An 11,588-nucleotide genomic window follows, 5' to 3' on the forward strand; every position below is an offset into this window, starting at 1 on the left:
ACGTCAAAAACAGCTCGCCTTCGGCTTAGATTTCGCCGCCCGACACGGAAATGGCCTGTCCCGTCACCATGTCCGAACCTTCACCGCACAGCCACATCACTGCTTTTGCGACGTCTTCTGGGGGCACCAACCTGCGCATAGGGTTTGTACCTGTAAGCGAGGCGCGGGCTTCGTCGGGGCTCATGCCGGTCTTTTCGACGATATTGTCTATTGAGCGCTCTGTCATTTCTGTATCGAGGAAGCTGGGGCAGATTGCATTTACTGTTATCCCCTTGCGGGCGAATTCGAGGGCTGCGGATTTGACCAATCCGATAACTCCGTGTTTAGCCGCCGCATATGGGGCCACATAGGTATAGCCCTTTAGACCCGCCGTTGAGGCAATTGCGATCACGCGTCCCCAAGGTTTGCCATGCATAGCACGCAGACCTTCACGGAATGTCAAAAAGCTGCCTGTTAGGTTGATATCTACCATGCGCTGGAAATCACTCAGTTCAGTTTTGATCAATGGCGCGCTTTGGGATGCGCCTGCATTTGCTATGACGATGTCGGGCGCAGTCTTCCTCATCAGTTCTGAAATGGTTGTTTCATCGCAAATGTCGCAGACTTCTGCGCTGATGTTGTCGTGTAGCGCCGCAGTTTCGTACAAAGGTGCGGTGCGACGTCCGCAGATGATGACCCGCGCCCCTGCGCGCGCTAGCTCAACCGCGATCACGGCGCCAACGCCGCTGCCACCACCTGTCACAACTGCCGTTTTGCCTGACAGGGTCATATGCCCATGCTCCGTTTGCGTTCTGCAATTGTGTTAGCTTGACGGCGACCACCTTCATACGGGGCGGGCCAGCTTTGCTCGGTGTCGCCCAGTTCAACGGCGGCATGTAGCGTCCAATAAGGGTCTGCCAAGTGTGGGCGCGCCAATAATACCAGATCAGCACGGCCCGCCATCAAAATAGAATTGATGTGATCTGGTTCGTATATATTGCCAGCGACCAAGGTAGGCAGGCCGACTTCTTGACGCACGCGGTCAGCGAAAGGAACCTGAAACATACGCCCATATACGGGCTGTTCGGCTTTGTCTGTTTGCCCAGAAGAAACGTTGATCGCATCCGCACCCGCCTCTTTGAACAGCGCAGAAATCGCAACAGCGTCATCAGGTGTTGTGCCATCTATACCCATCCAGTCATGTGCCGAAATACGAACTGTCATGGGTTTGTTTTCGGGCCAAGCCGCGCGCATGGCGTTGAATACTTCCAACGGATAGCGCATCCGGTTTTCAAGGGAGCCGCCATATTCGTCATTTCGCTTGTTTGTGACCGGAGAAATGAACGAGGCCAGAAGATAGCCATGGGCGCCATGCATTTCGATCATGTCAAAGCCTGCGGAATCAGCGGCATGTACGGCCTCGACAAACTGTTGTGTCACCATATCCATGTCTGCGCGGTCCATGGCTTTGGGAACAACATTTCCGTCCATCAATGGGATGGCCGAGGCAGACAGAAGCGGCCAAGCATCCACTTCGGGCAGGGGTTGGTCGATGCCATCCCAAGCGAGGCGCGTTGAACCCTTACGGCCTGCGTGACCGATTTGGGCACAGATTTTGGCGTCGGTTTCCGTATGGGTGAAATTCACCAAGCGCGACCAGTCTGCCACTTGGCTGGCTCCGATACAGGGGCAACCCGGCGTAATGCGACCTTCTGGAGAAACGCAGAGCATTTCGGTAAAGACCAGACCTGCGCCACCTTTGGCCCGTTCGGCATAATGCACAAAATGCCAGTCGGTGGGGTTCCCGTCTTTGGCTTTGTACTGGGCCATGGGGGAGACAACGACGCGGTTTGACAATTCCATGTCGCGCAGTTTGAATGGGGCAAACATCGGCGCACGCGAGGACGCGTTTCCAGCCTGACCTTGAAACCATGTTTCGGCAGCGGCAAGCCACTTTGGGTCGCGTTCGCGCAGGTTTTCATGGCTAATGCGCTGGGATCGCGTGAGCAGCGCATAGGTAAACTGCATCATGTCCAAATTCAGATAGCGGCCCAATTCTTCGAACCACTCTGTGGAATTTCGGGCGGCAGATGTGATGCGCAGCACCTGAAGCTTGCGTTCTTCCTGATAGGTGTGAAGCGCTGTTTCCAAAGGGGCGCCCGAGCAAAGCTGATCGGCCAGCATGATTGCACTTTCCATGCCCAGTTTAGAGCCGGAACCTATGGAAAAGTGGGCCGTGGCAGAGGCGTCGCCCAACAGAACAACGTTGTTGAAGTACCAATTTTCACAGGTGACACGTGGAAACTGAATCCATGCAGAGCCTCTGATGTGGTTTGCATTGGTCATCAACGAATGTCCGCCCAGATGTTTTGCAAAGATTTTTTCGCACAGGGCGATGCTTTCGGGCTGACTCAGCTCGGCAAAACCGTAGGCTTCAAACACTTGCGGGCTACACTCTACAATGAAGGTCGCGGTGTCATTGTCGAATTGATAGGCGTGGGCCCAAATCCAGCCATGCTGGGTTTGCTCAAAGATGAAAGTAAATGCATCATCGAATTTTTGGTGGGTGCCCAGCCAGACAAAGTGATTGAGGCGCTCGTCTATTTCGGGCTTGAAGGCCTCTGCATACAATCTGCGTGTTTGTGAATTCAGCCCATCGGCGGCAACGACAAGATCGCATTCTGTACGAAGCTTTTCAATTCTCTCAGCCGATATTTCAGTTTCATAGGATAGTGTCACACCTACCTGCTGCGCACGTTCCTGAAGCAACAATAGCAGTACCTTACGTCCGATGCCCGCAAATCCATGGCCGCTCGACGTCATGGATTTTTCGCCGCGGACAACTTTGACGTCATCCCAATAGGCAAAGTTTTCGCGGATCATGCGGTCGGAAACGGGGTCATTTGCGCCGAGGCTGGACATGGTATCATCAGAAAGCACAACGCCCCAACCGAAGGTATCATCGGCACGGTTTCGTTCAAAGATTGTGATGTCGTGACTGCTGTCTCGTAGCTTCATCGAGATGGCGAAGTAGAGACCTGCGGGGCCGCCGCCAAGAACAGAAATTTTCATATCACGCTTTGCTCCGTATGTTTCGATGAGTCTATCAGGGTGATATTTTATTTCAAGTATAAAGTAAAAGTTGTATTGAAGCTGGTTAGTTCACACCTCATGCGTCAAATTGTCATTGCTTAAATGATTTCGACAGGCTTCACCGCCCTCTAATCTGCTTTATATCTAAACGGGTTGCTGACATTCAAATTTGATCAGGGTCCGGCAGGGGGGGGGGCGCTTAGCGCTTCTTTGTTTGGCATCCTGCTGCAGGGTCGGTGAGCAATGGAGGGCTATTATCATTTTGGTGTCATAACTCGCCTATGGCCCGGTCTGGGCTCGATGTAGCCAAAGGCTTGGGCGTGTAGCGTTGTGACCCAAATGTGCGGCTTCGATTAGGTATGATGGGATGCGACTTAAGGCAAATATGGATAAAAGCCGAGGGGGTGGTGAGTTCATGAAGGCAAGATATCTGTGCAATTGGCAATTAAATATATCTTTTAATATTAAATATTTAATTGTGATAAATACACGCTTACATAGTTAAATGTCACATATTTTGTTGCAGCGGCCTAATAGCCAGTATTAATATTATTGTGTTAAGTTTAAAGTAAAGTGATCACGGCTCTAACATCTACTCAAAGTGGACGGCTAAAAATGGGGTAGTGCACTGCTAGGTGTTAGCATTTGCAACGTGCCTGCCTGAGCTCAACCCAAAACGGACATGAGCTTTGCATCACAAGCAAAGCCGAAGCATTCAAAAGGAAGATTTATGCGTACAGACGTTCAGCACTTTAAATGTGAAATTTCAGACGGTATCGCGACCATCGCGCTTGATCGGCCCGAACGGAAAAACCCGCTTAGCTTCGAGAGCTATGCCGAGTTGCGCGATTGGTTTCGGGATCTGCACTATGCGGATGACGTTCATGCCGTGGTTTTTGCTTCGAATGGTGGTAACTTTAGCTCGGGCGGGGACGTGCATGATATCATTGGACCGCTGACGAGAATGTCGATGAAAGAGCTGCTTAGCTTTACACGCATGACCGGCGATCTGGTGAAGGCCATTGTGAATTGTGGCAAGCCCGTTATCGCTGCCATTGATGGTGTGTGCGTGGGGGCGGGCGCGATTATCGCAATGGCGTCGGATTTACGTGTGGCAACACCAGAAGCCAAAGTTGCGTTTTTGTTTACGCGGGTTGGTTTGGCGGGGTGTGACATGGGCGCATGCGCGATCTTGCCACGTATTATAGGACAGGGCCGCGCCGCTGAACTTTTGTATACGGGCCGCTCTATGTCGGCTGACGAAGGGCACGCGTGGGGTTTCCATAACAAAGTTGTCGCGGCGGACGAACTGTTGGGCGAAGCAACAGCATTGGCGGCTCGCATCGCTGCCGGGCCTAACTTTGGTAACATGATGACAAAAACCATGTTGGCACAAGAATGGTCCATGTCGATTGAGCAGGCGATTGAGGCGGAGGCGCAAGCGCAAGCCATTTGCATGCAGACTGCCGATTTTGAGCGGGCCTACAACGCATTTGTTGCCAAAGAAAAACCAGTCTTTGAGGGTAACTGATGTCTGACACCTCCTTTCTCGCATGGCCGTTTTTCGAAGACCGTCACCGCACGCTGGCTGCTGATTTAGATGTGTGGGCGACAAGGGAGCTGGCCCACATCGATCACAGTGACACAGATGCAGCCTGCCGTGCGTTGGTCTGCGCATTGGGCGAGGGCGGCTGGCTGAAACATGCCGCCGTCGGCTCTGGTGGCGCCGATCCCTTGGATGTGCGCACGCTTTGCTTGATCCGCGAAACACTGGCGCGCCACGACGGTCTAGCTGACTTTGCTTTTGCGATGCAGGGGCTTGGAACGGGGGCAATTTCCTTGTTTGGGACAGATCAGCAAAAAGACGAATGGTTGCTCTTGGTGCGCGCTGGCAAGGCGATTTCGGCTTTTGCACTTACCGAGCCTAGTTCGGGTTCTGATGTTGCAAATTCAACTATGACCGCCACGCGGGATGGCGATAGCTATGTTCTGAACGGTGAAAAGACGTGGATCAGTAATGGTGGCATTGCCGACGTCTATACCGTCTTTGCGCGGACGGGTGATGGCGATGGCGCACGTGGGTTGTCGGCCTTCATTGTGCCTGCAAACACGCCCGGCCTGAGGGTGGCAAAGCGGCTTCAAACCATCGCGCCGCATCCTCTGGCTACTTTGCGTTTTGAGGATTGCCGCATCCCTGCAAGCGCAATGATTGGCGACAGCGGTATGGGGTTCCGTATTGCGATGTCGGTTTTAGATGTGTTCCGCTCGACCGTTGCGGCGGCGGCTTTGGGCTTTTCCCGACGCGCACTTGACGAAGCAATCACTCGCGTCACCTCGCGCCATGTTCAAGGGGCAGCATTGTTCGATCTGCAAATGGTCCAAGGCCATATCGCGGATATGGCAGTGGATGTAGACGCAAGTGCATTGCTGGTTTATCGCGCAGCATGGGCCAAGGATAACGGTGCGCCTCGTGTGACCCGTGAGGCAGCAATGGCCAAGCTGTTTTCCACCGATCAGGCGCAAAAGGTCATCGACCGCGCTGTACAACTACACGGCGGAGATGGGGTTAAGTCGGGTGAGACAGTTGAAAAATTATATCGCGAAATCCGTGCCCTGCGAATCTATGAAGGGGCATCAGACGTACAGCGGGTTATCATTGCTCGCGAAACTGTGGGCCAGTAAAATACATCCAGCAGGGTGGTCTGTCTCGACCCTGCTGGCACGTGCAGCTTTGTGGGCGTACCCAAATTACAAGGCGTATGTATGAGCTTTGACTTTAACCAGAAGGTGCTGTTCAAGCACTGTGATCCTGCGGGGATTGTTTTTTACCCCCGCTATTTCGAGATGATAAACGACTGCGTTGAGGCGTTCTTCACGCAAATCGGTTTGCCTTTTGAAGAGCTACTTAAGACTGCAGGCGTACCCACTGCGCAGATTTCCACGACGTTCCAAAATCCAAGTCGACACGGTGACGCACTTGTTATCCGTTTGGCTGTGGTCCGCATCGGCAGGTCGAGCCTTGATCTGTCATTCAACGCTATGTGCGGCACAGAGCAGCGGTTCAGTGCTAAATCTACTTTGGTCTACATTGACCCAAACGGGGCTGGTCAATCATGGCCTGAGACAGCACGAAATGCGTTTTCTCAATATTGAGGAGGAGGCGCTCAAAATCGTGTTCACTCAAGTTGAGCTAGGCCCGCGAAATGTGTCCCGCAGCTTTTGTGCGCTGGGGGGACAAACGGAACGTCTGGCACTTCGTCTTGATCAAAAGCGCGTTCCATGGCTATCGTGGTTGAAGATTTTAAAAGTTAACGTTGGTCGCAGCGGGGAGGGTAAGCTATTCTAACTGCCAAAGACGAGCTGTAGTATTGTTCTGAGTAAAGTGTTGGTGAGAAAATGAAACGATTTATGAAATTTATTCTCACCGTTATAGCGGTTGCGGCAATTGCCGTTTTTGCAGCGCGGTTGGCCTTCCCTCTGCCTGACATCTCGCAGCGTGAGGCGAGCGCGGCGCTACCGGTTGATCCGGCCACGCCTCTGGGGCGGTTGATGGCCGCTGGGGCGACAGATCATCCTGATAAATCCGGGGTAATTCCATTAAGCGAGGGGCATGATGCGCTTGCGAGTAGGCTGGCGATAATTGCCGCTGCTGAGCAGTCGATAGATGCGCAATATTACATCTGGCATGATGATGTGTCTGGTATCTTGCTGTTGGACGCCCTGAAAGATGCGGCACAACGTGGTGTCCGTGTGCGATTACTGCTCGATGACAACGGCGTGCCGGGCTTGGATGACTTTATGGCGGCGCTGAATGCGCAGGAAAACTTCGAGATCAGGCTGTTCAATCCGTCTACTGTCCGTGCGCCGAAATTGGCGGGGTATGCGTTTGATTTTTTCCGTATGAACCGGCGGATGCATAACAAATCCCTGATCGCTGACGGGGCTGTGGCGATTGTCGGTGGGCGTAATATCGGGGACGAGTATTTCCAAGTTGGAGATGACGTATTCTATGTGGATATGGATGTCTTGGCGATCGGCGCGGTTGTGCCAGAAACAGCTGCAATGTTTGACGCTTACTGGAACAGCGAGTCGGTTTTTGAGGTTGAGAGCATCATCGGCGGCACTGGCGACCTTGCCGCTTTTGAGGCGCGTACTGCCACGGTTATGGCAAGCACGGATGCTGAGGAATTCTTGAGTGAAATGGACAATAGCGCGGCCCGCTACGCGCAGGGTGTTGTCGAAATGGAATGGACTGACGTTCAGCTCGTTGCGGACGATCCCGTAAAAGGACAAGGCGTGGCTACCAAAGATCAGCTCATGATTATGAGGTTGGGAGCGATCTTGGGTGATGCCACAAAGCGTCTGGATTTGGTGTCTGCCTATTTCGTGCCGGGTAAGCCGGGTAACGCATATTTTAGCAAACTTGCACAATCCGGTGTCGAGGTACGCATCCTGACCAATGCGATGAACACAACCGATGTGTTGATGGTGCATGCGGGATACACAAAATACCGACGCGAATTGCTTGAGGCAGGTGTGGATCTGTATGAACTAAAACTACGTGGTAATATGACACCAGTGAAGGATGGATCCGGTCTGCCGCTTGGTCTTTCAGGGGCGAGCCTGCACGCCAAGACCTTTGCAATTGATGACGACCGGATATTCATCGGGTCATTCAACTTTGACCCGCGTTCGGCTTCGCTGAATTGCGAGATGGGGTTTCTGATCGACAGCCCGACTTTGGCAAAAAGGGTTAGTGCAGGATTTGACGGACCACTGGCCTCAGTCAGCTATCGGCCTGAACTGACACCAGAAGACAAGATGGTTTGGTTAGAGACAATGAGTGACGGCAGTGTCGTGACCTATCAAGAAGAGCCGGGGGCGACCTGGTTTCAACAAATCGCCATTGTCGTGATCGGATTACTGCCGGTCGAGTGGTTGATTTAAGGCGGGCTGTGCCCATAACACTAAAGGATATGACAATGAAAAACTGGTTTTTATGGCTGATTGTTGGCGTGGTTTCATTGCTTGGGGGCCTGTTCGCTCTCGCTAATCCGTTTGCGGCCACGTTGACCGCTGTGGTGCTGGCAGGCTGGATGTTCATGATTGTGGGCATACTGACACTCTTTTTAGCTTTCGGGGATCAAGGCTGGGGCGGACGAATTCTGGCGCTTGTGATTGGTCTTCTATTGATAATCATGGGGGGCAATCTGGTGGGTGAACCGCTGCAAGGCATGATCTCACTCACGTATTTCGTTGGGCTTATGATGCTCGTGACAGGGGGCTTTCGCCTATTGTTGGGCATGGGCAGTGCAATTCCACAACTGCGTCTCGCGATGATTGTTTCAGGTGCGATATCCATAATTTTGGGCGCGATGATTTTCGCCAATTTCCCGCAATCGGCTGTTGTCGTTCTAGGTGTGTTTCTGGCGATTGAGCTGATCTCTAATGGCGTATCCCTGATTGTGTTGGCACTCAGCCGGAAAAACGAAACTGTTGCTTAATAAGGAGAATCTCATGAAAAACTGGGCATTGTGGCTTTGTGTCGGGATTATATCTCTGATCGGGGGGCTTCTGGCACTTTTCAATCCGCTTTCGGCATCCATAGCGGCCACCACACTCGCTGGGTGGGCATTGTTGTTCGTCGGGGCGTTGCAAGGCTGGTCCGCTTGGAAATCAGCGGGTTTCAAGGCAAGAACGGGAGCTGGCATCGCGGCGGCAGCTTCTTTGCTCATGGGCTTGGTTCTATTGTTCGGACCCTTCGGTGATGGCACTTTCTTGCGCTATGCTCTCACGGCACTGTTGATCATTTCAGGCGCGGCAAAACTTTGGGCTGCGCGCCATATCCGCGGTGACGACCTTCATCTTGTGGTTCTGGGGGCAGGCGGGGTTTCAGTTCTGCTGGGGCTTGTGGTTCTCACCGGATTTCCGGGCTTCCTTGCGGGCAGTCTTGGCGCGATACTGGGTTTGGAGCTGATGGCCAATGGCGCCGCACTTGTTGTTCTATCCCTTAGACGCCGCAAGGTTGCACCGCTGGCATGATGGAACATAAAGGTCGGATAGGGCGGAACATCAGGCATTTGTGGCAAGGGCTTGCCGTTGCCTTTGGGGATGAACGGGTGCGTGCCCTCATGGCAATGACGCTCACATTAATTGCCGTTGCTTCGGTTTTCTATTGGTATGTCGAAGGCTGGAGTTTGTTGGACTCTGTCTATTTTTCGGTCATCACCATAGCCACGGTTGGCTATGGTGATTTCTCTCCACAAACGGCCTTGGGTAAACTTTTTACCATTGGATACATCTTTTGTGGGCTCGGACTATTTGTGGCCACAGCGACATCTGTTGCGGATCGCCTCATCCGTGGTCAACGATCCGATGAATAGGCGCTTAACCAACCGCCCAGAATGCGGATCATTTGCGCGGTCAATTCTTGCGGCCCGATCTGCGCGATGGCGTGAAGCCCTGATTGGACCTCCGCAATATCGCTGCGCAATCCTACAACCTCTTCACGCAAAGGTTGCTCCAAAGTGCCTTCGGAGACGCGCAGTTCGATCCCTTCGACCGCAGTTGCAATACGCTCTAGGCGCAGAGCCTGCGGAGCAAGTACATCATCAATGGCAATGCGGGTATTCTGTGCAAGGTCTTGCACGCGTCCGACAAGCAGAAACGCCGCGACAAGTACGGCCAACAGCAACATCAATGTCGCGTTCAGCAACGCGAGACCGACCTGCCTTATTGCCATCCAAACGGCTGAACCCTTCATAAACACACCTAACATAAATACTCATTTTGCAGATTTCTAACGCATAATGACCTCGACACCAAAGGATAATCGGAATGAGATCAACTGCCCTTGCTGCTGGATATGGCTTTGTCGCAGGTGTTGTCGCCGCACTTGTCCTTTGGCTGATGGGGCTGGTCTCTGCGGTTGTGTGGTCTGGTCCTGACGCCAGCTGGTATATCTTTGTCATGATTATGTTGGGGGGCGTGTGCATCGCGGTCCTGCGTCACTGGCATGAAGGTGAAAGCCTGTCTGAGCAGATTGAGGATATCCGCAACCCTTCTGCGCCGAAACACCGCGATACAGTGCTTTTGGCCGCTATGGCCATTATTGCAGTGGGTTTTGGTGGGGCGGTTGGACCCGAAGCCGGCATTTTGGCTGTGGTGGCTGAGATGTCTGCTTTTGTGACCTTGCTGATCGCCCGAAATCAGGAAGATAGTCGCATGATTTCTGAAGTAGGCGCGGTAGCCGCGCTTTCGGGTATTTATGGCTCGCCCCCCGGTGCTGCGATGATGACAGAAACGAAGCCAGAAGCACCGAAATGGCAACTTTTCCTCGCGGCACTTGCGGGGCTTTTGGGCTTCATGTTGGTGGCCAGTCGGTTTTTACCCGATGGGGCAATACGTATTCATTTACCCGTGTATCAGGCTGCCAGAGATGGAACCGACATGCTGCGCGCGTTGCTTCCTGCTGGATTGGGAACTGCTGTTGGTTTGGCCTTTGTAATGATCCATACACCGATGCGGGCATTGCTGGCCCGCTGTGGGCCTGTTGCTGTTCAGACTTTGATTGGCACTGCCCTGTTTGCTGCCTTGGCAGCCATTTTTCCGATCCTGCGGTTTTCTGGCCATCATGAATTGGAAGCGATGCTAGAATGGGGGGCGGGGGCAGGCATGGGCTTGTTGATCACATTGGCATTGTTGAAAATGCTCGCGTTGTCAGTCTGTCTTGCTGCGGGCTGGCGCGGTGGAGCGGCCTTTCCATTGATCTTTGCTGGCGCGGCGGCAGGCGGTGCGGCACTTTGGGTGATGCCGGACATTCCCATAACCGTCGCCCTTGTCCCGGGCATGGCAGCGGCGTTAACCGCAGGAATGGGCCAACCGATTGCAGCCATGCTGATCGCGCTGTTGTTGATCGGTCCGGCGGCAATGGGGCCGCTTTTGGTCGGCATATTGATCGGCTGGGGCGGCTCCAAGCTGGTGACAAAACCGGTTTTACACTGAAACGCAGTGGCGACATTGGGTAGGCAAACATTCCGAGGTTGCAGTACAGCTACATTACACGGCTAATCCGAAATCAATCGGTGTAAGCGCAATATCTGCGATAGTGTATCTATCAAGGACGGCAAGGAAGGCGGTTTTGGCTTCTGCCAGAGGTGAGATCGCTTTGCAGCAATCGACAATTGCGCAATTATTGGTTGGGCGCATGCATTCTACGAGGCTGAAATCAGTCTCCATATGCCGCACGACTTCCCCTATTTTGATGTCCGCTGCCGCCCGTGCAAGGTAAAGCCCGCCTGATCGTCCCCGCTGCGCAGTCAGGAAATGGCCTTGTGTCAAGGCGTTGACGACTTTCATTACCGTGCTGCGCGGCAGGTGATAAGCTTGAACTATTTGATCGATGGTAAAGAGGTTTTTCCCTGTTGATGCCCCGTAAATCATGATGCGCAGGGCCACGTCTGTTGTATCGTTCAGGCGCATCGTTGTTCCTTTTCTCGGTTGGGGTGCGCAGCGTC

The 11,588-nt window shown here is 53.2% G+C and carries 12 protein-coding genes; 8 read left to right on the plus strand and 4 right to left on the minus strand.

The window, feature by feature from the left end; genetic code table 11:
• Nucleotides 1–25: 25 nt before the first annotated feature.
• Nucleotides 26–769, minus strand: a complete 744-nt coding sequence (locus GGR95_RS12135; protein ID WP_184566186.1) for an SDR family NAD(P)-dependent oxidoreductase — start codon at nucleotides 767–769, stop codon at nucleotides 26–28.
• Nucleotides 766–3,051, minus strand: coding sequence for a bifunctional salicylyl-CoA 5-hydroxylase/oxidoreductase (locus tag GGR95_RS12140; RefSeq protein WP_184566188.1), 2,286 nt, complete (start codon nucleotides 3,049–3,051; stop codon nucleotides 766–768). Before GGR95_RS12140 ends, GGR95_RS12135 begins: the two co-directional genes overlap by 4 nt.
• Nucleotides 3,052–3,754: 703 nt before the next feature.
• On the opposite strand from GGR95_RS12140, the gene GGR95_RS12145 reads away from it, so the two are divergent.
• The 7 genes from GGR95_RS12145 (at nucleotide 3,755) to GGR95_RS19035 (ending at nucleotide 9,455) form a co-directional block, all read left to right on the plus strand.
• Nucleotides 3,755–4,603: an enoyl-CoA hydratase family protein gene (locus GGR95_RS12145; protein WP_184566190.1), complete on the plus strand. Its 849-nt coding sequence runs from the start codon at nucleotides 3,755–3,757 to the stop codon at nucleotides 4,601–4,603.
• Nucleotides 4,603–5,754 carry an acyl-CoA dehydrogenase family protein gene (locus GGR95_RS12150; RefSeq protein ID WP_184566192.1) on the plus strand — a complete coding sequence of 384 codons (1,152 nt, stop codon included), beginning with the start codon at nucleotides 4,603–4,605 and terminating at the stop codon, nucleotides 5,752–5,754. The genes GGR95_RS12145 and GGR95_RS12150 overlap by 1 nt, the downstream gene beginning before the upstream one ends.
• 81 nt (nucleotides 5,755–5,835) lie before the next feature.
• The gene (locus GGR95_RS12155) at nucleotides 5,836–6,225 is read left to right on the plus strand and encodes an acyl-CoA thioesterase (protein WP_184566194.1); all 390 of its coding nucleotides are present in this window, start codon (nucleotides 5,836–5,838) and stop codon (nucleotides 6,223–6,225) included.
• A 255-nt stretch (nucleotides 6,226–6,480) separates the two neighbouring features.
• On the plus strand, nucleotides 6,481–8,019 hold the full coding sequence (locus GGR95_RS12160) for a phospholipase D-like domain-containing protein (protein WP_246423364.1): 1,539 nt from the start codon (nucleotides 6,481–6,483) through the stop codon (nucleotides 8,017–8,019).
• Between the two features lie 35 nt (nucleotides 8,020–8,054).
• On the plus strand, nucleotides 8,055–8,576 hold the full coding sequence (locus tag GGR95_RS12165) for an HdeD family acid-resistance protein (RefSeq protein WP_184566198.1): 522 nt from the start codon (nucleotides 8,055–8,057) through the stop codon (nucleotides 8,574–8,576).
• A gap of 13 nt (nucleotides 8,577–8,589) precedes the next feature.
• Nucleotides 8,590–9,114, plus strand: a complete 525-nt coding sequence (locus tag GGR95_RS12170; RefSeq protein ID WP_184566200.1) for an HdeD family acid-resistance protein — start codon at nucleotides 8,590–8,592, stop codon at nucleotides 9,112–9,114.
• Nucleotides 9,114–9,455, plus strand: coding sequence for a potassium channel family protein (locus tag GGR95_RS19035; RefSeq protein WP_184566202.1), 342 nt, complete (start codon nucleotides 9,114–9,116; stop codon nucleotides 9,453–9,455). The genes GGR95_RS12170 and GGR95_RS19035 overlap by 1 nt, the downstream gene beginning before the upstream one ends.
• Here GGR95_RS19035 and GGR95_RS12180 read toward each other — a convergent pair.
• Complete coding sequence (locus GGR95_RS12180) at nucleotides 9,437–9,835, minus strand: hypothetical protein (RefSeq protein ID WP_184566204.1); 399 nt, start codon at nucleotides 9,833–9,835, stop codon at nucleotides 9,437–9,439. The genes GGR95_RS19035 and GGR95_RS12180 overlap by 19 nt on opposite strands.
• A 74-nt stretch (nucleotides 9,836–9,909) precedes the next feature.
• Between GGR95_RS12180 and GGR95_RS12185 the strand changes: the two genes are divergently transcribed.
• Nucleotides 9,910–11,076, plus strand: a complete 1,167-nt coding sequence (locus GGR95_RS12185; RefSeq protein ID WP_184566206.1) for a chloride channel protein — start codon at nucleotides 9,910–9,912, stop codon at nucleotides 11,074–11,076.
• A gap of 54 nt (nucleotides 11,077–11,130) precedes the next feature.
• Here GGR95_RS12185 and GGR95_RS12190 read toward each other — a convergent pair whose 3' ends face one another.
• On the minus strand, nucleotides 11,131–11,553 hold the full coding sequence (locus GGR95_RS12190; RefSeq protein ID WP_184566208.1) for an RrF2 family transcriptional regulator: 423 nt from the start codon (nucleotides 11,551–11,553) through the stop codon (nucleotides 11,131–11,133).
• Nucleotides 11,554–11,588: the final 35 nt, after the last annotated feature.

It is taken from the genome of Sulfitobacter undariae (assembly GCF_014196805.1).
GTDB lineage: Bacteria > Pseudomonadota > Alphaproteobacteria > Rhodobacterales > Rhodobacteraceae > Sulfitobacter > Sulfitobacter undariae.

Bases quoted from the DNA above. Each gene is read 5' to 3' on its own strand.
- GGR95_RS12135 (WP_184566186.1), bottom strand. From the start codon at position 769: ATGACCCTGTCAGGCAAAACGGCAGTTGTGACAGGTGGTGGCAGCGGC.
- GGR95_RS12185 (WP_184566206.1), top strand. From the start codon at position 9,910: ATGAGATCAACTGCCCTTGCTGCTGGATATGGCTTTGTCGCAGGTGTT.
- GGR95_RS12190 (WP_184566208.1), bottom strand. From the start codon at position 11,553: ATGCGCCTGAACGATACAACAGACGTGGCCCTGCGCATCATGATTTAC.
- GGR95_RS12165 (WP_184566198.1), top strand. From the start codon at position 8,055: ATGAAAAACTGGTTTTTATGGCTGATTGTTGGCGTGGTTTCATTGCTT.
- GGR95_RS12160 (WP_246423364.1), top strand. From the start codon at position 6,481: ATGAAATTTATTCTCACCGTTATAGCGGTTGCGGCAATTGCCGTTTTT.
- GGR95_RS12180 (WP_184566204.1), bottom strand. From the start codon at position 9,835: ATGAAGGGTTCAGCCGTTTGGATGGCAATAAGGCAGGTCGGTCTCGCG.
- GGR95_RS12170 (WP_184566200.1), top strand. From the start codon at position 8,590: ATGAAAAACTGGGCATTGTGGCTTTGTGTCGGGATTATATCTCTGATC.
- GGR95_RS12145 (WP_184566190.1), top strand. From the start codon at position 3,755: ATGAGCTTTGCATCACAAGCAAAGCCGAAGCATTCAAAAGGAAGATTT.
- GGR95_RS19035 (WP_184566202.1), top strand. From the start codon at position 9,114: ATGGAACATAAAGGTCGGATAGGGCGGAACATCAGGCATTTGTGGCAA.
- GGR95_RS12150 (WP_184566192.1), top strand. From the start codon at position 4,603: ATGTCTGACACCTCCTTTCTCGCATGGCCGTTTTTCGAAGACCGTCAC.
- GGR95_RS12155 (WP_184566194.1), top strand. From the start codon at position 5,836: ATGAGCTTTGACTTTAACCAGAAGGTGCTGTTCAAGCACTGTGATCCT.
- GGR95_RS12140 (WP_184566188.1), bottom strand. From the start codon at position 3,051: ATGAAAATTTCTGTTCTTGGCGGCGGCCCCGCAGGTCTCTACTTCGCC.